19 protein-coding genes and 1 tRNA gene are annotated in these 20,372 nt (G+C 66.6%); 14 read left to right on the top strand and 6 right to left on the bottom strand.

Features of this window, described 5'->3' with window-relative positions; translation table 11 throughout:
- Genes ACT3S6_RS11915 through ACT3S6_RS11900 form a run of 4 tightly spaced genes read right to left on the bottom strand, consistent with a single transcriptional unit; the run spans window position 1 to window position 4,261 of the window.
- A complete protein-coding gene (locus ACT3S6_RS11915) occupies window positions 1-1,143 on the bottom strand; it encodes a bifunctional 2-methylcitrate synthase/citrate synthase (protein ID WP_444555136.1) in 1,143 nt (380 codons plus the stop codon).
- 2 nt (window positions 1,144-1,145) lie between these two features.
- Window positions 1,146-2,096, bottom strand: coding sequence for a methylisocitrate lyase (gene prpB, locus ACT3S6_RS11910; RefSeq protein ID WP_444555135.1), 951 nt, complete (start codon window positions 2,094-2,096; stop codon window positions 1,146-1,148).
- Window positions 2,097-3,614, bottom strand: coding sequence for an MmgE/PrpD family protein (locus ACT3S6_RS11905; protein WP_444555134.1), 1,518 nt, complete (start codon window positions 3,612-3,614; stop codon window positions 2,097-2,099).
- The gene (locus ACT3S6_RS11900) at window positions 3,611-4,261 is read right to left on the bottom strand and encodes a GntR family transcriptional regulator (RefSeq protein WP_444555133.1); all 651 of its coding nucleotides are present in this window, start codon (window positions 4,259-4,261) and stop codon (window positions 3,611-3,613) included. Before ACT3S6_RS11900 ends, ACT3S6_RS11905 begins: the two co-directional genes overlap by 4 nt.
- Before the next feature lie 162 nt (window positions 4,262-4,423).
- On the opposite strand from ACT3S6_RS11900, the gene ACT3S6_RS11895 reads away from it, so the two are divergent.
- Window positions 4,424-6,319: a propionyl-CoA synthetase gene (locus ACT3S6_RS11895; RefSeq protein ID WP_444555132.1), complete on the top strand. Its 1,896-nt coding sequence runs from the start codon at window positions 4,424-4,426 to the stop codon at window positions 6,317-6,319.
- Window positions 6,320-6,339: 20 nt separating this feature from the next.
- On the opposite strand, the gene ACT3S6_RS11890 is transcribed toward ACT3S6_RS11895, so the two are convergent.
- Together ACT3S6_RS11890 and ACT3S6_RS11885 are read right to left on the bottom strand one after the other, a co-directional pair.
- Window positions 6,340-7,041 carry a response regulator gene (locus tag ACT3S6_RS11890; protein WP_444555131.1) on the bottom strand — a complete coding sequence of 234 codons (702 nt, stop codon included), beginning with the start codon at window positions 7,039-7,041 and terminating at the stop codon, window positions 6,340-6,342.
- Window positions 7,031-8,755 carry a sensor histidine kinase gene (locus tag ACT3S6_RS11885; protein WP_444555130.1) on the bottom strand — a complete coding sequence of 575 codons (1,725 nt, stop codon included), beginning with the start codon at window positions 8,753-8,755 and terminating at the stop codon, window positions 7,031-7,033. The genes ACT3S6_RS11890 and ACT3S6_RS11885 overlap by 11 nt, the downstream gene beginning before the upstream one ends.
- A gap of 153 nt (window positions 8,756-8,908) precedes the next feature.
- Here ACT3S6_RS11885 and ACT3S6_RS11880 point away from each other — a divergent pair, with 153 nt between their 5' ends.
- From ACT3S6_RS11880 to ACT3S6_RS11820, 13 genes are all read left to right on the top strand, one after another.
- A complete protein-coding gene (locus ACT3S6_RS11880) occupies window positions 8,909-10,282 on the top strand; it encodes a cation:dicarboxylate symporter family transporter (RefSeq protein ID WP_444555129.1) in 1,374 nt (457 codons plus the stop codon).
- Between the two features lie 227 nt (window positions 10,283-10,509).
- Complete coding sequence (locus ACT3S6_RS11875; RefSeq protein WP_444555128.1) at window positions 10,510-11,406, top strand: ParA family protein; 897 nt, start codon at window positions 10,510-10,512, stop codon at window positions 11,404-11,406.
- A gap of 26 nt (window positions 11,407-11,432) precedes the next feature.
- Complete coding sequence (locus tag ACT3S6_RS11870; RefSeq protein ID WP_444555127.1) at window positions 11,433-12,305, top strand: segregation and condensation protein A; 873 nt, start codon at window positions 11,433-11,435, stop codon at window positions 12,303-12,305.
- Window positions 12,302-12,907 (top strand): SMC-Scp complex subunit ScpB, encoded by a 606-nt coding sequence (gene scpB / locus ACT3S6_RS11865; protein WP_444555126.1) that lies wholly within the window; start codon window positions 12,302-12,304, stop codon window positions 12,905-12,907. The genes ACT3S6_RS11870 and scpB overlap by 4 nt, the downstream gene beginning before the upstream one ends.
- A 33-nt stretch (window positions 12,908-12,940) precedes the next feature.
- Entirely contained in the window at window positions 12,941-13,966 is a 1,026-nt protein-coding gene (locus ACT3S6_RS11860; protein WP_444555125.1) for a pseudouridine synthase, read from the top strand.
- Between the two features lie 3 nt (window positions 13,967-13,969).
- Complete coding sequence (locus ACT3S6_RS11855; RefSeq protein WP_444555124.1) at window positions 13,970-15,073, top strand: prephenate dehydrogenase; 1,104 nt, start codon at window positions 13,970-13,972, stop codon at window positions 15,071-15,073.
- A complete protein-coding gene (gene cmk / locus ACT3S6_RS11850; protein ID WP_444555123.1) occupies window positions 15,074-15,742 on the top strand; it encodes a (d)CMP kinase in 669 nt (222 codons plus the stop codon).
- Window positions 15,743-15,823: 81 nt separating this feature from the next.
- The gene (gene der / locus ACT3S6_RS11845) at window positions 15,824-17,362 is read left to right on the top strand and encodes a ribosome biogenesis GTPase Der (protein ID WP_444555122.1); all 1,539 of its coding nucleotides are present in this window, start codon (window positions 15,824-15,826) and stop codon (window positions 17,360-17,362) included.
- Window positions 17,363-17,446: 84 nt separating this feature from the next.
- Window positions 17,447-17,520, top strand: a tRNA-Pro gene (locus ACT3S6_RS11840).
- Between the two features lie 307 nt (window positions 17,521-17,827).
- Entirely contained in the window at window positions 17,828-18,304 is a 477-nt protein-coding gene (locus tag ACT3S6_RS11835) for an FHA domain-containing protein (RefSeq protein WP_444555121.1), read from the top strand.
- Between the two features lie 11 nt (window positions 18,305-18,315).
- Entirely contained in the window at window positions 18,316-19,065 is a 750-nt protein-coding gene (gene ftsR / locus ACT3S6_RS11830) for a transcriptional regulator FtsR (protein WP_444555120.1), read from the top strand.
- An 18-nt stretch (window positions 19,066-19,083) separates the two neighbouring features.
- Window positions 19,084-19,566 carry a bifunctional nuclease family protein gene (locus ACT3S6_RS11825; protein WP_444555119.1) on the top strand — a complete coding sequence of 161 codons (483 nt, stop codon included), beginning with the start codon at window positions 19,084-19,086 and terminating at the stop codon, window positions 19,564-19,566.
- 198 nt (window positions 19,567-19,764) lie between these two features.
- Window positions 19,765-20,352 (top strand): MerR family transcriptional regulator, encoded by a 588-nt coding sequence (locus ACT3S6_RS11820; protein ID WP_444555151.1) that lies wholly within the window; start codon window positions 19,765-19,767, stop codon window positions 20,350-20,352.
- The last annotated feature ends 20 nt before the right edge of the window (window positions 20,353-20,372 follow it).

Below are 20,372 nucleotides of genomic sequence, written 5' to 3'. Positions count from 1 at the left end.
CTAGAGCTCGCGCTGATCCGGGCCGTTGTAGGCCGATAGCGGGCGGATCAGCGCGTTGTTGGCGCGCTGTTCCATGATGTGCGAGGTCCAGCCGGAAATACGCGAGGCGATGAACAACGGGGTGAACATCTGGGTGTCGAAGCCCATCAGGTGGTACGTCGGCCCCGCGGGGTAGTCGAGGTTGGGCTTGATGTCCTTCGCCTCGGCCATGGCGGACTCCAGCCCGTCATACAGTCCCAGGATCTCGGCGCGGCCGTAGTAGGCGACCATCGCATCGAGTGCCTTCTTCATGGTGGGCACCCGGGAGTCGCCGTTCTTGTAGACGCGGTGTCCGAAGCCCATGACCTTCTTCTTGGCGGCCAGGGCCTCCTCCATCCACTTCTTGGCGCGGATGGCCGCGTCCTCGCGGGTCTCGTCCTTGCGGATGCCCAACTCCTCGAAGGTGTCCATGACGGCTTCGTTGGCACCCCCGTGCAGGGAGCCCTTCAAGGCACCGATGGCCCCGACGACCGCCGAATGCATATCCGACAGGGTCGAGGTGATCACCCGTGCGGTGAAGGTGGAGGCGTTGAACGAATGCTCCGCGTAGAGGACCATCGACACCCGGAAGGCGTCCACGACCTCCGCGGGTGCTTCTTCTCCGTTGGTCATCCACAGGAAGTTCTGCGAATAGTCCAGATCATCACGCGGGGCGACCACGTCCTGGTTCCGGCGACGACGCTGGTCGTAGGCCAGGACCGCGGGGAAACGGGCCAACAACGACTTGGCCTTTTCCAGTTCCGCCTCCGGGGATGCGTCCTCGGCCAACGGGTGGTTGGCCCCGAGCACCGAAACCGCGGTCCGGGCCACGTCCATCGGGTGGCAATCCAACGGCAACAGGTCCACTGCGGCCTTGACGTTGTCCTGCAAGGCACGATTGGACCGCTCGAAGGAGACGAACTCCTCCAGTTCCGAGGCGCTGGGGAGTTCCCCGGTCCACAGAAGCAACGCCACTTCCTCGAAGCTCTTCCGGGCGGCCAGGTCCTGGACCGGGTAGCCACGGTAGAGCAGGGAATTGGTCTCGGGGTTGACCTTGGAGACGGCGGTGTAGTCGACGACGACCCCGGCCAGGCCCTTTTTGATGTCGGTCTCGGTTTCGCTCATGCTTACTGCTCCTTTGAACCCGATGGGAGATTTGCGCCATTGCCGTCGATCTCGAGCCCGGGGACCTGGAAATTGAAGATCCCGGTATCGAAGCGGTTGTACGCTTCATAGTCCACCAGATCATACAGCCGGGCGCGGGTCAGCATCTGCGGGACCTGCTCCTGCTGGGTCCCCTGGGCGCTGATGGTGTCCAGGACGCGCTCGGCGGCACCCATGGCGCTGCGCAGCAAGGTCACGGGGTAGATCACCAGGGAGACGCCGGTCGCGGCCAGTTCGTCACGGGTGAACAATTCCGATTTGCCGAATTCGGTCATGTTCGCCAGCACCGGCACATCCACGGCTTGGCAGATGGCCTCGAACTCCGAGAGGTCCTTCATCGCCTCGGGGAAGATGGCGTCCGCTCCCGCATCGACCAGGGCCTTGGCCCGCTCCACGGCGGCCTGCAGCCCATCCACGGCCCGCACATCGGTCCGGGCCATGATCAGGAAGTTAGGATCCCTGCGGGCATCGGCGGCGGCAGCGATCCGCTTGACCATGGTCTCCAGATCCACGACGTTCTTGCCATCGAGGTGGCCGCAGCGCTTCGGGTTGAACTGGTCCTCGATATGGCAACCGGCCAGACCTGCATGCTCGAGTTCCTGGATGGTGCGGGCCACGTTCATCGGTTCACCGAAACCGGTGTCGGCATCGACGATCGCCGGAAGATCGGTCATCCGGGCGATCTGCCCGGCCCGGCCGGCTACTTCACTCAGCGTGGTCAGCCCGACATCGGGCAGACCGAGTTCGTTGGCGAGCACGGCACCGGAGATGTAGACGCCGTCGAACCCCTTTTCCTCGATCAACCGGGCCGAGAGCGGGTTGAAGGCTCCGGGGAACTGGCGGGCAGTCCCGGGGACCAGCATCTCGCGCAGGGCGCGGCGCTTGGCCTCGGCGGTGGTGGTGGAATACAACATCTAGAACAGTCCCTTCGGTGCGGCGGCAGCGTCGATGACACCCGGTGCTGCCACGATGTTCAGCTGGTCCATTTCCCCTGCGGCCAGCTCGGGCAGCCGCTCGGCGGTCGCGATGAAACGCTCGATCTCCTCCGGGGCGACCATTCCTTCGGCCAGCGAGCGGAACTTGTTGATGTACTGTTCGCGGGCGAACGGACGGGCCCCGAGGGGGTGGGCGTCGGCGACGGCGATGTCATCGGTGATGACCGTGCCGTCATTCAGCGTGATCTCCACTGATCCGCCGAAGGCCTTCTCGGCGATGTCCTTCGAATGGTAGCGGCGGGTCCATTCGGCATCTTCTTCGGTGGTGACCTTATGCCACAGTTCCACGGTGTCGGCCCGCCCGGCGCGCTCGGGGGCGTAGGAATCGACGTGGTGCCAGGAGCCGTCCTGCAGGGCCACGGTGAAGATGTACGGGATCGAGTGGTCCAGCGTCTCTCGGGAGGCGGTCGGATCGTACTTCTGCGGGTCGTTGGCGCCGGAACCGATGACGAAGTGGGTGTGGTGGCTGGTCTTGATCAGCACGGACTTCACGTTCGCCGGGTCGGTGGCCTCGGGGTGTTCGCCATGGAGCTTGCGGGCCAGGTCGATCCACGCCTGTGCCTGGTACTCGGCGGAGTGCTCCTTGGTGTAGGTATCCATGATCGCGCGCTTGGTTTCACCGGGGGCGGGCAGCGGCACCGTGTAGGAGGCGTCGGGTCCGTCGAGCATCCAGGCGATGACGCCGTCCTCGCCTTCGTAGATCGGCACGGGGGAGGTCTGGCCGCGCATGGCACGGTCGGCGGCCTCGACGGCCATCTTGCCGGCGAAGGCCGGGGCGTGGGCCTTCCAGGTGGAGATCTCGCCCTTGCGCGACTGGCGGGTCGCCGTGGTGGTGTGCAGTCCCTGGCCGACGGCCTGGAAGATGGTCTCGACCTCGAGACCCAACAGGGTGCCGATTCCGGCCGCAGCGGAGGGGCCGAGGTGGGCGACGTGGTCGATCTTGTGTTCGTGCAGGCAGATGGACTTCACCAGGTCGACCTGGATCTCGTAGCCGGTGGCGATGGCGCGCACGACGTCGGCACCGGTGGCACCGGTGTGCTGGGCGACGGCGAGGATCGGAGGGATGTTGTCGCCGGGGTGGGAATACTCGGCGGCCAGGAAGGTGTCGTGGTAGTCGAGTTCACGCACGGCGACCCCGTTGGCCCAGGCAGCCCACTCGGGGGAGACCTTCTCGGTGATCCCGAAGACCGATGCGCCCGCGCCGCCGGAGCTGGGTGCGTGGCAGAGGGCCTGGGCGCGGGCGGCGATGATGGGGCCGCGGTTCAGCGAGGCCACGGCGACCGAGGCGTTGTCGATCACCCGGTTGATGACCATGTCGGTGACCTCGGCGGAAACCTCCACCGGATCGGCGGCGACGGTGGCGATCTTATGGGCCAGCTGCCACTCGCGGGGCAGGTTCTCTTCCGAACGGTAGACGCGGACTGGGTGGTTGATCATGCTGAAGCCTCTTTCGGTAGGGCATGGGATTTGATGTGTTCAAGACTGTTGTGCAGGTGCAGCAGCGTGGCGGCCGACGCGAGTCCGGGATCCCCGGAGGCCACGGCTCGGGCGATCTGGGCGTGTTCGCGGGCCGAGGCACGCAGTCGCGCCGGGGCATCATGGGAGAGTCGGCGCAACCGGGCCAGATGCACGCGCAGGCCCTGGAGGGCCTGGGCCAGATAGGCATTGGATGCGGCGTCCTCGATGGCGGCATCCAGCTCGCCAGCCAAGGAATAATAGCCATCGCGCTCGGCGGCGGCACTGAGCGTGCGGGCCGCGGCGTCGAAGCGTCGGGCCAGTTCGTTGAAGACGGCCGGGCTGCCGGTCCTGGCTGCGCTGCGTGCGGCTTCGACCTCCAGGGCCCGGCGGAGCGAAAACAGGTCATCGACATGGTCCAGGGAGACATCGGAGACCACGACCCCGCGACCTCGTTGGGATACGGCCAGACCATCCGCTGCCAGCCGTGACAAGGCCTCCCGCAGCGGTGTGCGGGAAACGCCGAGTCGTTCAGCCTGCTCCACCTCACCGAGCACCGAGCCCGGCGGCAGGGCCCACGAGACGATGTCCCGTCGCAGCGCCGCGTAGGCCTTATCACTTGCCTTCATACCATCAGTGTATACAAGAACTCGAGATGATGCCCAGAGGATTGGGGGTCCTATCGAGTTTTCGTGAGTAGATTCGGGATCTATGTATACATAATGGTTGAGCCTCTGTGACCCGGGCCATAGAGTGGGCCCATTACCTGCCCATCTACGAGGGAGTGCCTGATGTCTGACTACCGTGAAACCTATGCCGCCAGTACCGAGGATCCCGCCGCCTTCTGGCTGGAAGCGGCCACGCTGGTTGACTGGAGCACCCGCCCCGAACGCGGGCTGGACGACTCCCGGGCACCGCTGTACGGATGGTATCCGGACGGGAGGCTGAACCTCACCGTGAACGCCTTGGACCGCCATGTGGCCGCCGGTCGCGGGGACCAGGCGGCCCTGGTCTACGATTCCGCGGTCCTGGGGACCCGGCGCAGTTACACCTATGCGGAGCTGCTCGACGAGGTCTCGCGCTTCGCCGGGGTCCTGCGGGACCGGGGGATCGAGGCGGGGGACCGGGTCATCCTGTATCTGCCGATGATCCCGCAGGCCGCGATCGCCATGCTGGCCTGTGCCCGGATCGGGGCCGTGCACTCGGTGGTCTTCGGCGGGTTCGCCGCGAAGGAACTGGCGGCCCGGATCAACGATTGCCGCCCGAAGGCCATCGTCACCGCCACCGGCGGGGTCGAACCGGCCCGCCGTGTCGAATACCTGCCGGTGGTTGCCGAGGCGATGGAGACGGCGGCACATAAAATGGGCACCGTCGTCGTGCACCACCGTGAGGGCTTCCAGCACGACCGTTCCGAATACGGAGGCACCCCTGCCGGGTGGCTCGATTGGGAGGACCTCACCGCAGCGGCCGAGCCCGCGGGCCCGGTGGACATGGCCGCCGGGGACCCCCTCTACATCCTCTACACCTCCGGAACGACCGGGTCCCCCAAGGGAGTGGTCCGCGATACCGGCGGGTACGCGGTGGCCATGGCATGGTCGATGCGCAACATCTACGGAGTCGAAGCCGGCGAGACCATGTTCACCGCCTCCGACGTCGGTTGGGTGGTGGGCCACTCCTACATCGTCTACGGGCCGCTGATCGCCGGGGCGACGACGGTGCTGTACGAGGGCAAGCCGGTCGGCACCCCCGATGCCGGTGCCTTCTGGCGGGTCGTGGCAGAACACGAGGTCGACGTCATGTTCACGGCCCCGACCGCGCTGCGGGCGATCCGCAAGGCGGACCCTCGGGCGGAACTGCTGGAGAACTACGACACCTCGCGGTTGCGGGCGCTCTTCGTCGCCGGTGAACGGCTGGACCCGGACACCTTCAGCTGGGCCGGAAAGGTCCTGGGGGTGCCCATCGTCGACAACTGGTGGCAGACGGAGACCGGCTGGCCGATCGCCTCCAACCTGCTGGGCCTCGAGGCACTCCCGATCAAACCGGGGTCCCCGACCGTGCCGGTCCCGGGATACCACGTGACGATCCTGGATCCGCTGGGCGAACCGGTCGGGCCCGGGCAGGAGGGGAACATCGTCCTGGAGCTGCCGCTGCCCCCGGGGGCGCTGCGGACCCTGTGGGGCAAAGACGAGCGCTACCGCTCGGCCTACCTCGACCAGTTCCCCGGCTTCTACACCACCGGTGACTCGGGCTACCTGGACGAGGACGGCTATCTCTATGTGATGGGTCGTACCGATGACGTGATCAACGTCGCCGGGCACCGGCTCTCCACCGGGGCGATCGAACAGGTCCTGGGGGCCCACCCCGCGGTGGCCGAATGCGCGGTCATCGGGGTGGCCGACGACCTCAAGGGCCAGAGCGCCTGCGGTTTCGTGGTGCTCAAATCGGGGATCTCCACCTCCGAGGAACAACTCGCCACCGAGCTGGTGGCCCTGGTGCGTGAGCGGATCGGACCAGTGGCCGACTTCCGCCGGGTCCGGGTGGTCGAGGCCCTGCCCAAGACGCGCTCCGGGAAGATCCTGCGCAAGACGATGCGTCAGATCGCCGACGGCAAGGCCTACTCGGTACCCTCGACGATCGAGGACCCCGCGGTCATCGAGGCGCTGCTGCCGTTCCTGCGGATGGAGTGAGGCGGCAGGATCGGGTGTGCCTACCGCCAACGGTATTCATATTCCGGCCGGCCCGGGGTGCCATATCGCGGTGACTTGATCGCCTGATCGGCCCCGGCAAGGTATTCCAGATAGCGGCGGGCGGTCACGCGGGACAGCTGCACGACGTCGGCGACTTCGGTGGCTGACAAAGCCGTCGGTTTGCTCTGGCGGGCACCGGAGACCGCCGCGAGCGTCTCCTCCTGCAACCCCTTGGGCAACCGGGTGGGGGCCACCGTGCGCAAGGCAGCCAAGGCGCTGTCGATCGAGGCCTGCGTGGCAGTGCCCTCCGCATCGGCAAGGTTGAGCCGGAAGTTCCGGTGGTTGTCCAGCCTCTCCCGGAACACGGCGAAGCTGAACGGCTTGATCAGGTACTGCGTCACCCCGGCCGACAGTGCCGTTTTGACCACGTGGAGATCCCGGACGGCGGTGATGGCGATGATGTCCACGGTATGCCCGCGGCCGCGGATCCGCCGCGCCACATCGAGGCCGTGGAGGTCGGTTAGATTCATATCCAGCAGGACCAGATCGATCGGGGCCCCGACGGTGGCCGCCGCGTCGAGCCTGGCGAGCGCCCCGCCGCCGGTGAGCACGACGGCATCGACCACGTAGCCCGGGATCCGGCGCACATAGTCTGCGTGGGCCTGGGCGGTCATCGGTTCGTCATCGACGATGAGCGTGCGCAATTCGCGGTCAGTGGCCATGGTCGACACCTCCTGATGATGGGTGGTCGGGGATCTGGCGGCCCAGTGGCAAGGTGATGGTGAAGATTGCGCCACCGTCGGATTCAACCTCGAGCGTTCCGTTGAGCCGGGCCACGGCCTGCCGGACAAGGGCCAGCCCGAGTCCGCGTCCCCCAGGAGCCCCGGGGCCCTTGGACGTGCCACCGAGACGGAAGATCTCCTCGAGCTGGTCGGTGTCGACCCCCGGCCCGGAATCGGCAACGGAGATGATCAGCATCTGGTCCGCCACCGAGAAGTCGGCCCAGACGGTGCGGAGCGGTGAGGTGGCGGCGGCATCGAAGGCGTTATCGAGCAGGTTGCCCGTCAAGGTGACCAGATCCCGGGCATCCAGCGCCCCCGGAGGAAGGTCCCCGCTGGCAGACATCGTCAAACGGATCCCGCGTTCGTGGGCCTGGGCCGCCTTGCCGATCATCAGGGCGGTCAGGAACGGCTCGTCGATGGACTGCACGAACTCGTCGGTGAGCCGCTGGGACTCGTATTGGTCCTGCACGGCGAATTCCAGCGCCTCCCGTTCGCGACCAAGTTCGATCATGGTCGCCACGGTATGGAGCCGGTTGGCATGTTCGTGCGTCTGGGCCCGCAGCGCCTCGGAGAGCGTCTTCATCGACTCCAGTTCCCCCGTCAGCGCCTGCAGCTCCGTGTGGTCACGCAAGGTGGCCACCGTGCCCAGCTGGCGCGGGGTTGGACGGGCCGCCGGCTCTCCCCGGCGCAGCCCACCGGACCTGCGGAACGGAAAGACGGGCGAAGGGCCGATATCCGGTTCGCTCGCGCGCTGTTGGCTGATCACCAGGATCCTTTCGCGGGTCAGATGGATCTCATCGGTGGCCCTGCGGCCCGACGCGAAGAGGTCCAGGACCGTCTCGGGTAGTCCCAGCTCCGCCACCGGAGCAGGTTTCAAGGCTCCGGCCGGCGGGAGCGCCAACAGGTCTGCAGCCTGGTCGTTGTAGAGCACGAGGCGACGGTGGTCATCAATGAGCACCAGGCCTTCGCGCAGCGAATGCAGTGCCGAATCGTAGTAGGCGAAGAGGCTGCGCAGTTCCTCGGGACCATATCCCAGGGTCACCCGGCGTAAATACCGACTGAGCAGCCAGGAACCGAGACTGCCGAGGATCGTCGCGGCCAGAGCCACCCAGAGGACCGTGGGCAAGGAGGCCGCCTGAGCCAGGGACAGGCTCTGCAGGGTCACCCCGACGGCGACCATCGCGATCACCCCGCCCCCGTCGTCGTGCACCGGGGCGATCGCCCGGACGGAGGGGCCGAGGGTGCCCTCGTATTCCTCGACCTGGCTGTGCCCGGCCAAGGCCTGATCGATGCTGCCGATATAGGGGCGGCCCAGCTCGTCGGGATTCGGGTGCGTGAACCGCGTGCGGTCGGGAGCCATGATCGTCACAAAGTCGACGTGTGCCATGGCATCGACCTTCCGCGTGTAGGGCTGCAGTGCGTCAGAAGGGGCAGGACCGGTGACGGAGTCCTCCACGAAGGGGTCGTTGGCGAGGGTCACCGCAATGCCGAGGACCCGGTCCGCCGTCGCCTCCCGGGCCTGGGTCTGTGCCGTGGCGTAGTTGCTTGCACTGACGGCGGCACAGATCAGGACGACCAGCAGCAGCTGGGCCAGGAACAACCGGCTGGCCAGCGAAAAAGTACCCTGCACCGTTGGATGTGCCTTCGCCGCCATGGGGTCCTCCTTGGAATCCGTCACCAAGTTTCGCACGGGGACCGGCGGACCCGGCGCGGAGACGCGTGACCAATATGAACGCAAGCGTGAGGTGAATCACTTTCGGTCCGACCATGGAGGGAACCCATATTTCGAAGAGCAGAAGGAGCCGGCATGGCAACGAAGCCAGCAGCATATGAACCCAGTCCCGGAAGCGTGGCGGCCGGTCAGCCTCCAGTGCGGAAGAAGGACAGGACCCACTGGCTGTACATCATGGTCATCATCGCCGTCGTCCTGGGCGCGACGATCGGACTGGTCTTCCCGGAGGTCGGCAAATCGCTCAAGCCACTGGGCACCGCTTTCGTCGCACTGATCAAGATGATCATCGCCCCGATCATCTTCTGCACCATCGTCCTCGGTGTCGGCTCGGTGGCCCGGGCCGCGACGGTCGGCAAGGTCGGCGGTCTGGCGCTGGGCTACTTCATCACGATGTCCACCTTTGCCCTGGCCATCGGCCTGCTCGTGGGAAACCTGATCCACCCCGGTTCAGGACTGCATCTGCAGCCCTACGATGCGGCCGCGGGGGATCAGGACAGCGGAACCGTTGATTTCCTGATGAGCCTGATCCCCGGTTCCATCCCGGTGCTGCCCACCCTCGTGCTGGCACTGCTGGTCGGCTTCGCCCTGCAGTCCATGGGCAAATCCGGGGAAGCGGTGCTCAAGGGCATCCAGCACATCCAGGGCGTGGTCTTCAAACTGATGATGATGATCATGTGGGCCGCCCCGATCGGCGCCTTCGGGGCCATCGCCGCAGTGGTGGGGGCCACCGGCTGGGCGGCCATCGGCTCCATGGCCATCCTCATGGGTTCCTTCTACATCACGTGTGCGCTGTTCATCCTCGTGATCCTGGGCTCGATCCTCAAGGCGGTGACGGGGCTGAACATCCTGAAGCTGATGAAATACCTGGCCCGGGAATACCTGCTGATCTTCTCCACCTCATCCTCCGAATCGGCCCTGCCGCGCCTCATGGCCAAGATGGAGCATGCCGGGGTCTCCCGGCCGGTGGTGGGGATCACCGTGCCGACCGGCTATTCCTTCAACCTCGACGGCACGGCGATCTACCTGACGATGGCCTCGCTCTTCGTCTCCACCGCCATGGGGATGCCCATGAACCTGGGCGAACAAATATCGTTGCTGGTGTTCATGATCATCGCTTCCAAGGGCGCCGCCGGAGTCACCGGCGCCGGACTGGCCACGCTGGCTGCCGGTCTGCAATCACACCGTCCCGAGCTACTCGACGGCATGGGAGTGATCGTGGGCATCGATAAGTTCATGTCGGAAGCCCGCGCACTCACGAACTTCACCGGCAACGCCGTCGCCACCTTGCTGATCGGCAAGTGGACCCGCGAAATCGATATGGAGCAAACCCGCGCGGTGCTCTCCGGCCAGCGCCCGTTCGATGAGCTCTCGCTGGAACCAGAGGCTTTCGAGGCCGAGGCCGAGGCGCAAGCCGGGCAAAACCTGCCCGAACCGGCGCTCACGCATTAGCCGCCTCATGCACCTCGCCGTCGACCGGTTCGGCCCATGGGGCGGACCGGTCGACCGCGCCCTTCCGGCGGTGGAAGCCGTCCGCCCGGGGTCAACCCTCGAGTTCAGCTTCAAGGTAAAGGCTCGCCGTTTGCCGGCAAACCTGCGCGGTTGCGGACCGTCGCAGCGATAGCCTAGAGGCTAGGCAGTGAGAGAAGTAAGCAACGATCGGAAGCGTGGTTCATACCGTGAGCGAGGAAAAGGGTTCGAGGACTCGGACAGCAGGGTTGCTGAAGGAGCCGCCGGTGGTCGGGCCCACCGGTCGACCCCTGACGAATTTCCCCGAACCACAGCCGTTGGAAAGCCACGGCCCGGCCCGCATCATCGCGATGGTGAACCAGAAGGGCGGGGTCGGCAAGACGACCTCGACCATCAACCTCGCAGCCGCGCTCGCCGAATACGGTCGTAAGGTGCTGTTGGTCGACTTCGACCCGCAGGGAGCCCTCAGCGCCGGATTCGGAACCAACCCGCATGAGCTGGACATCACCGTCTACAACGTGCTGCTCGAACGCAAGACCAGCATCCATGATGCGATCCTGGGCACCGACATCGAGAACATCGACCTGTTGCCGGCGAACATCGACCTCTCGGCCGCCGAGGTCCAGCTGGTCAACGAGGTGGCCCGTGAACAGGTGCTCGAACGGGCCCTGCGCAAGGTCTCCGACGACTACGACGTCATCCTCATCGACTGCCAGCCCTCGTTGGGATTGTTGACCGTCAATGCGCTGACCGCAGCCCACGGGGTGATCATCCCGCTGACCGCCGAGTTCTTCGCCCTGCGTGCCGTGGCCCTGCTGGTGGAGACCATCGACAAGGTCCAGGACCGGTTGAACCCCTCCCTGCAGGTGGACGGCGTCCTGGCCACGATGTACGACGCCAGGACCTTGCACTCCCGGGAAGTCATCGGCCGGCTCGTCGAGGCCTTCGGGGACCAGGTCTTCGAGACCGTCATCAAACGCACGATCAAGTTCGCCGACGCCAACGTCGCCGCCGAGCCGATCACCAGCTATGCCACCAACCACCCGGGGGCGGAGTCCTACCGGATGCTGGCCAAGGAGCTCATCAGCCGCGGCGGCGCCCCGTAATGAGGACGGCGGACCGTGCGGACACCGTGTCGCCGTCCGCCGCCCCCGACCCGCAGGGCAGCGGTGGCTTCGCCGTGGCCCTGGAGAATTTCTCCGGGCCCTTCGACGTGCTGCTGAACCTCATCGGCAAACACCAGCTCGACGTCACCGAGATCGCCCTGGCGAAGGTCACCGACGAATTCATCGCCTACCTGCGTGAGCTGCGCGACGGCGCGGGGGAGGGCGCCCTGGAGGAGACGACGTCGTTCCTGGTGGTGGCCTCCACCCTGCTGGATCTGAAGGCGGCCCGGTTGCTGCCCACCGGCGAGGTCGAATCCGACGAGGACATCGCCCTACTGGAGGCGCGTGACCTGCTCTTCGCCCGACTGCTGCAGTACCGGGCGTTCAAAGCGATCGCCGGGGAATTCTCCGACCGCCTCGCCGTCGAAGCCGAACGCTACCCGCGCCGGGTCTCCCTGGAACCCGGTTTCGCGGCCCTGCTGCCCGAACTGGTCTTCACCACCAGCGCGTCCACCTTGGCCCGGCTGGCCCGCAAGGCCATGGAACCCAAGCGGATCGAACCGACCGAAGTCGGCATCGAGCACCTGCACGCCCCCGCCGTGAACGTGCGTGAACAGGCCGAACTGATCGCCACCCGCTTGATCGGAGGCGGACAGGTCAGTTTCACCGAACTGGTGGCCGACGACTCCCGGACCCCCGTGGTGGTGGCCAGGTTCCTGGCGCTGCTGGATTTGTTCCGTGACCGGTTCATCGGCTTCGAGCAGGCAGGTCCGCTGGCGGAACTGTTGGTCTGCTGGAACCAGGATGCCGGGGCGTGGGACCCCGAAACCGTGACCGGGGACCATCAGCTGCCTCCACCCGTCGCGGCGGCCCCCGCGGCGGGGGAGGAGGGGCCATGACCGGCAACGACGCCGGGGCGCCGCCACCGCCCGAGGACCCCCACGTCGATGACCTTCCCGGTGGGGCGCGGGCGGCCATCGAAGCCGTGCTGATGGTCGCCGACGAGCCGGTGGCCCCGCAGCGGCTGGCCGAGGTCCTGGCGGTGGACGTCCAGCGGGTCCGCGAACTGCTGGCCGAGCTGCAGAACGACTATGACCTGCATCACGGTTTCGAGCTGCGCGAGCTTGCCGGAGGGTGGCGGGTCTATTCAAAACGTGACTTTGCTCCCGTTGTCTCCCGCTTCGTCCTGGACGGCGCCACCTCCCGTCTGTCCCAGGCGGCGCTGGAGACCCTGGCGGTGATCGCCTACCGCCAACCGGTCTCCCGCGCCCGCATTGCGGCGATCCGCGGGGTCAACGTGGACTCCGTGGTCAGGACCCTTTCGATGCGCGGTTTGGTCGCCGAAGAGGGGACGGATCCGACTTCGGGTGCCATGCTGTATCGGACCACCGGCTATTTTCTGGAAAGATTGGGGGTGGACAGCGTGGCGGACCTGCCGCAGCTCTCCCCCCATCTGCCCGGACTGGACGACCTCGAGCACTACGACGGGGACCCTTTCTAGGCCACCATCTCAGTAAGCAACGAAGGAATCGACATGACCCAGGGATCCAATTCAGGCGCAGGCCGCGGCAATCAACGCCGGTCGACGCCCGGCGAGGGTGCCGGGCGCGGCGCTTCCGGACGACGACAGGACGGACCCAAGCAGGGCCCGAAATCAGGGGGCAGCTACGGCGCCAAGAAGCAGGGCGCAGCCAAGAAGGACCAGTCATCCTCGGCCCCGCGGGGGCCCCAGGCCTTCGGTGGCGAACGCTTCGGCCGGAACCTGGGACCGGTGAAGAAGAACCGCCCGGCTCCCCAGCGACGGACGACTCCGCGCACCGAACCGACGCAGGACCAGGACGGCGTGCGTCTGCAGAAGGTCATGGCCAACGCCGGGGTGGCGTCACGCCGGGTCAGCGAGGAGATGATCACCGCCGGACGGGTGGAGGTCAACGGTGAGATCGTCACCGAGCTCGGCATCCGGGTGGACCCGGGCTCCGAGACCATCCATGTGGACGGCATGCGGATCCAACTCAACGAGACGATGAAATACCTCGTCTTCAACAAGCCGCGCGGCGTCGTTTCCACCATGGAGGACCCCGAGGGACGGCCCTGCGTCTCGGATTTCCTGCGCAAGAAGGGCGAACGCCTCTTCCACGTCGGCCGTCTGGACGTGAACACCGAGGGACTGCTGTTGCTGACCAACGACGGGGAACTGGCCAACCGGCTGACCCACCCCTCCTACGAGATCCCCAAGACCTACCTGGTCCAGGTGCCCGGACCGATGGCCCACGGGGTGGGTGCCGAGATGAAGAGCGGCATCAAGCTCGAGGACGGCATCGCCAGCGTGGACTCCTTCAAGCTCGTCGATTCCACCCCGGGCAAGGTCCTGGTGGAGGTCGTCCTGCACTCGGGCCGCAACCGGATCGTCCGCCGGCTCTTCGACGCCGTCGGCCACCCCGTCAAGCGCCTGGTGCGCGTGCAGATGGGCCCGATCCGTCTGGGTGACCAGAAGCAGGGCACCATCCGCCAGCTGGGCAACCACGAGGTCGGCCACCTGCTTTCCGAAGTAGGTATGTAGCAGGTGGTTGCCGCACATCTTCCAGGTCCGGTACTGGTGATCGGTACCGGACTGCTCGGCGCCAGCGTCGGTCTCGGCCTGAGCCGGCTCGGCGTCCAGGTCTCGTTGGCCGACACCTCCCCGACCGCCGCACGGGTCGCGCAGGACATCGGTGCGGGCACCCTGTACGAACCCGGTGTCTCACCCGAGCCGCTGCTGGTCGTCGTCGGCGCGCCGCCGGACGTTAGTGCTGCGGTGGTCTCCGATGCCCTGCGGGCCCATCCGGGGGCCACGGTGGTGGACATCGCCAGCGTGAAGACCTCCATCCTGCGGGCCTTGAGGGCCGATGACCGGCTGACCGAGGCCGACCTGTCCCGCTACGTGGGGACCCACCCCATGGCCGGGCGGGAGAAATCCGGTCCCGCGGCCGCCCGCGGTGAATTGTTCACCGCCATGCCCTGGGTCGTCTGTGCCCACCCCGGGTCCCGGGAGGCCAGCGCCGTCATCGCGGCGGACCTGGCCATAGACCTCGGCGCCACCGTGCACCGGATGGAAGCCGCCGAACACGATGCCGCCGTCGCACTGATCTCGCATTTCCCGCAGATCGCCTCCTCGCTGTTGGCATCGCGCCTGCTCAACGCCCCGGCCCATACATTGGCCCTGGCAGGCAACGGGCTGCGCGATACCACGCGCATCGCGGCCTCGGATCCCCGGCTGTGGATCCAGATCCTGAGCAACAACGCCCCCGAGCTGGTGGGCATCCTGCACGGGTTGCGGGAGGACCTGAACCGGCTGATCTCCACGCTGGAGGACCCCGAGGGCCCCGGAGCCCTGTTGGACCTGGCGGAACTCATGGGGGAGGGCAACGCCGGTCAGGCACGCATCCCCGGCAAGCACGGGTCCCCGCCGCAGGCCTTCGCCGTGGTCACCGTCATCGTGGACGACCGCCCCGGGCAGATCGCCCAGCTGTTGGCCGACGTCGGCGACGCGGGAATCAACCTGGAGGACCTGAGGATGGAACACTCCTCGGGCCATCAGGTCGGCATGGTTGAAATCTCCGTTTTACCCGGGCGCAGCCAGGAACTCATGGAAGCCCTCACCGAACGCTCATGGAAGGTAGTGCAGTAAGTGCAGAATCTAGTGGTGGCCATCGACGGCCCGTCAGGCAGCGGAAAATCATCGGTCTCCAAGGAGGTGGCCCGCCGGCTCGGCGCCGCCTACCTGGACACCGGGGCGATGTACCGGGCGCTGACCTATGCCTGCCTGGAGGCCGGGACCGATCTGCAGGATGCCGAAGCAGTCACCGCAGCGGTGAAGGCGGCCTCCGTGCAGATCGGCACCGAGACCGATACCGAACAGGTGATGGTCAACGGGGCCGACGTCAGTGAGGCAATCCGTGCACCGCACGTGTCGGAGGCCGTTTCCTCCGTCGCCGTGATCCTGGAGGTCCGGGCCGAACTGGTGCGTCGTCAGCAGGAGATCATTGCCGCCCACGAGCGCATCGTCGCCGAAGGCCGGGACATCACCACCGTGGTGGCCCCCGAGGCGCCGGCCAGGATCCTGCTCACCGCGCGTGAGGAAGTGCGCATGGCCCGCCGCGGCCTGCAGCTCGGCGGCACCCAGAGCGGGGAGGACCTGCAGCGCCAGGTCGTCGCCCGGGACGCCAAGGATTCCACGGTCACCAGTTTCACCACTGCGGCCGACGGCGTGGTCACGGTTGATTCCTCCGACCTGGACTTCGAGCAGACGGTCCAGGCCGTGCTGGGCGTCGTGGAAGCCGTCGACGCCCCGGCCTGAGGACCCACGGGCCCCAAGCGTGCAAAAATAGTAAGTGCTTCCGCGTACGGCGGAAGCGGCGAACAAAGGAAACCCCTGAACATGACCGATCACGCCGCCGTTACCGGCGACGGAGACGAATACGTCCCCTCGGGAGAGGACCACGTCGCCGAAAAACTCGAACTGATCACCGATGAGGAAGCCGAGCAGCGCGCCGCTTCCTTGCGGGAAGGCCTGTCCGACTACGAACTCGACGACGAGGACACCCGGCTGCTGTCCCACCTCGACGACGATGATTTCGAAGAGGTCGAGGAGAAGGCACCCCCGGTGGTGGCCATCATCGGCCGCCCCAACGTCGGCAAATCGACCCTGGTCAACCGGATCATCGGCCGCCGCGAAGCAGTGGTCGAAGACGTTCCGGGAGTCACCCGCGACCGGGTGTCCTACAACGCCGAGTGGAGCGGACGCGATTTCACCCTCGTGGACACCGGCGGCTGGGAACACGATGCAAAAGGCATCCACGCCCGGGTCGCCGACCAGGCCGAAATCGCGGCCGAGCACTCCGACGCGATCATCTTCGTCGTCGACTCCGCCGTCGGGGCCACCGCCACCGATGAACTGGTCGTGAAGATGCTCCGCCGGCAGAAGAAGCCGGTGTTCCTCGTGGCGAACAAGGTCGACGGCGAAGCCCAGGAAGCCGACGCCGCCTCCTTGTGGAGCCTGGGATTCGGGCAGCCCTACCCCGTGTCCGCCCTGCATGGGCGCGGTACCGCCGATCTGCTCGATGACCTGTTGGATAAGCTGCCGGCCTATTCGGCGGTCAGCGCGCTGATCCCCACGGGAGGACCGCGCCGCGTGGCGCTCATCGGGCGACCGAACGTGGGCAAGTCCTCGCTGCTGAACAAATTGGCAGGAACCGACCGCGTCGTCGTCGACGACACCGCCGGAACCACCCGGGACCCGGTGGACGAACTGGTCGACATCGGTGGACGCACCTGGCGCTTCGTGGACACCGCGGGGATCCGACGCCGCCAGCATATGGCCGTCGGCTCCGACTACTATGCCTCCCTGCGCACCCAGTCGGCCCTCGAGAAGGCCGAAGTCGCCGTGGTCCTGTTGGCCGTGGACGAGGTCCTCAGTGAACAGGATGTGCGGATCCTGCAGACCAGCATCGACTCGGGACGTGCCCTGGTCCTGGCCTTCAATAAATGGGACCTGCTCGACGACGAACGCCGGCACTACCTGGAGCGGGAAGTTGAACACGACCTGGCCCATGTCGATTGGGCCCCGCGCGTGAACATCTCGGCGGCCACCGGCTGGCATAAGGACCGGCTCGTCCCGGCCCTGGACCTGGCCCTGGAGTCCTGGGACCGCCGCATTCCCACCGGCAAGCTCAACGCCTTCCTCGGCGAGCTCGTGGCGGCGCACCCGCACCCGGTCCGCGGGGGCAAGCAGCCACGGATCCTCTTCGCCACCCAGGCCTCGTCACGGCCGCCGCGCTTCGTGCTGTTCACCACCGGATTCCTGGACCCCGGGTACCGCCGGTTCATCACCCGGCGGCTGCGGGAGACCTTCAGTTTCGAAGGCACACCCATCGAGGTCAGCATGCGCGTGCGTGAGAAGCGTGGGCGGTCAAAGTAGAACGGAAAATAGGGTAGAGTAGCCGAGGAGCTTTTCGCAGACGGCACCCGCCCCTCGAGGACGGGAGAACGGCTGCGGAACCGCCGGGCTATGGCGCAGCTTGGTAGCGCGCCTGACTGGGGGTCAGGAGGCCGTGGGTTCGAATCCCGCTAGCCCGACCGGCTAAGAAGGACCTTGTCAGAACGAACTATCGTTCAGGCAAGGTCCTTCTTGCCGTGCTCTGCTCCACGGGGCCGGAACCTCTTCCGCCCCCGGTTCCGCGTCCGGGGAGGCCGCGGCCGGCCATGGGCCCCGAAGTGCCCCGAAGCGTCAGCGTGAACCGTCCGCACCCGGATCGTGACCACCGGCTTGCGTCGAGGGATAACCGGTAGGCTAGGCTGGATAAAACACAAAGTGGGCGCGCCATTTGGGCGTTATGGCCCCCGGTGGCCGAAGTAGGGACATGGCATTTCAGGGAGGAAACACATGAGTGGCGAAAACCGTTGGGAGGACACCGCTGCGGACCGCAAGGAATCTGCTGCGGAAACCACCAGCATCGGCCTGCCTCCGACCACTGACGAGGTCTCTCCCGAGACCTCGCTGTCGACGGAGGAGCGCTCCTCCGTCAACGCCTTGCCCGAAGGTTCCGCCCTGCTGATCGCCCATTCCGGACCGAATCGCGGTGCCCGGTTCCTGCTTGACGGGGAACTGTCCACCGTGGGCCGGCACCCCGAAGCCGATATCTTCCTCGACGACGTCACCGTCTCGCGGAAGCACGCCCAGTTCCGCCGGGACGGCGAGGGGTTCCAGGTCGTCGACTCCGGCAGCCTCAACGGCACCTATGTCAACGGCGACCGGGTGGACGCGGTCCGCCTGCGCACCGGCTCCGAGGTCCGCATCGGCAAGTTCCGCCTGACCTTCTACTCGGGGACCGTCCCCACGACCGCCGCACGGCAGGACTGACGGTCATCCCTGTGGTTTCATCCGCGCACTCCCGCCGGGGTGTCGGCGTAGGCGCCGACACCTCCCGGTCCAGTGTGCTCAACATCGGTGAGGTCCTCACCGAACTCTCGGCGGACTTCCCGCAGACCACGGCCTCGAAGATCCGCTTCCTCGAGGAAAAGGGGTTGATCACCCCGCAGCGCACCGCCGCCGGATACCGCAAGTACACGGCCACGGACATCGACCGGCTGCGCTTCATCCTGTCCCTGCAGCGGGACCAGTACCTTCCGTTGAAGGTCATCAAGGATTATCTGGACGCCGTCGACCGGGGTGAACGCCCCGACCAGTTGGCCAGCGGGCTGACCTTGACCCCGCGCAGCGTGACCGACCAGTTGGCCCAGGAGATCGCCGGGCACACCCGGCCGCTGACCCGGGCCGAACTCCAAGGGGCCACCGGGGCCTCGGACGACCTGGTCTCCGAGCTGCTGGCCTACGGCATCATCTCCGAGGACGACCAGCGCTTCGACGAACATGCCGTGCGCATAGCCACCGCCAGCGCCAAGCTGGCTGGACACGGGATCGAACCACGGCACCTGCGTGGCTTCCGCGCCGCCGCGGACCGTGAAATCGGATTGGTCGAACGGGCCGTCGCCCCGCTGGCCAGTCGTCGTGACGTCTCCTCGCGCGCCAGCGCGGCGGAGACCGCGCGCGAAATCAGCGACGCCTGCCTGGCCCTGCATAGCGCCCTGGTCAACGGCTCGATCGCAAAGATGGACCACTAGGCGCTGCAGGAGGAACCCATGCGAGAACTGATGCTCGTCGGAGTCCGGATCGAACTACCCTCCAACCAGCCGTTGGTACTGCTCAAGGAAATCGACGGCCCCCGCCACTTGCCGATCTGGATCGGCACCCCCGAAGCCTCGGCCATCGCCATGACCCAGCAGGGGATGGGCACCCCCCGGCCGATGACCCACGACCTGCTGGAGTCCATCACCTCGGCACTGGGCCACCCCCTGGTGGAGGCCCGGCTGGTGTCGGTGAAGGAAACGGTCTTCTACGCCGAACTGGAGTTCGACGGCGGGGCCACCGTGGACTCGCGGGCCTCGGATGCGATCGCCTTCGCCCTGCGGGCCGGATGCCCCATCACCTGCGCCGAGGAAGTACTGGAGGAGGCGGGGGTCCTGGTCAACGACGAGGGCTCCACCGAAGAGGCCGCAGAGGACCAGGTGCGCGAATTCCGCGAGTTCCTCGCCGACGTCGAACCCGAGGATTTCGACAAGTAGCGACACGCCCTCAAGTTAAACTTGAAGGTCTTTGACGTGGGACTGGTTCAGCCGTACCGTCAAAGCATAAGAATCCCATTGCTTCGCTGTCCCATCACTCGGCACAGTGGACGGCATCCGATGCCGCCACGGTTCCCCGACAGCTGGCAAACTCCCTATTGGGGGGAGTTTTCAACTAGGAGGGTCCACGTGAGTCCGATAGGTGAGCATAGCGGGGCGTCAGGCCCCGGCCAGACGGGCGCCGGAGACAATTCCCAGGGCCTGCTGTTCACCGAGGACCTGCCCGTCCTGGACGAAGGGGCGGGATACCGGGGCACCGTGGTCTGCAAGGCGGCCGGGATCACCTACCGCCAACTCGACTACTGGGCCCGGACCGGGCTGGTCGAACCAGCCGTACGCGGGGCCGCAGGCTCCGGCAGCCAGCGCCTCTACAGCTTCCGGGACATCCTGGTCCTCAAGGTCGTCAAGCGGCTGCTGGACACCGGGGTCTCCCTGCAGCAGATTCGTTCCGCCGTCGTGCACCTGCGCGAACGAGGTGTGGAGGATCTGGCCCAGATCACCTTGATGAGCGACGGGGCCTCCGTCTACGAATGCACCTCCGCCGACGAGGTCATCGACCTGGTCCAGGGCGGACAGGGCGTCTTCGGCATTGCCGTGGGCCGTGTCTGGCGCGAGGTCGAAGGCAGTCTGGCCGAACTACCCAGCGAGCATGCCGTCGTCGAGGAAGAGGTCTTCCCGGGCGACGAATTGGCCCGCCGTCGTGCGGCGAAGAAGTCCGCCAGCTAGAGACGTCATCGGTTCCGGTC

It is taken from the genome of Arthrobacter sp. AOP36-C1-22, assembly GCF_052377515.1.
GTDB lineage: Bacteria > Actinomycetota > Actinomycetes > Actinomycetales > Micrococcaceae > Arthrobacter_H.
Note: the sequence above shows the minus strand (reverse complement) of the source record. Positions and strands in the feature narration are given on the sequence as shown.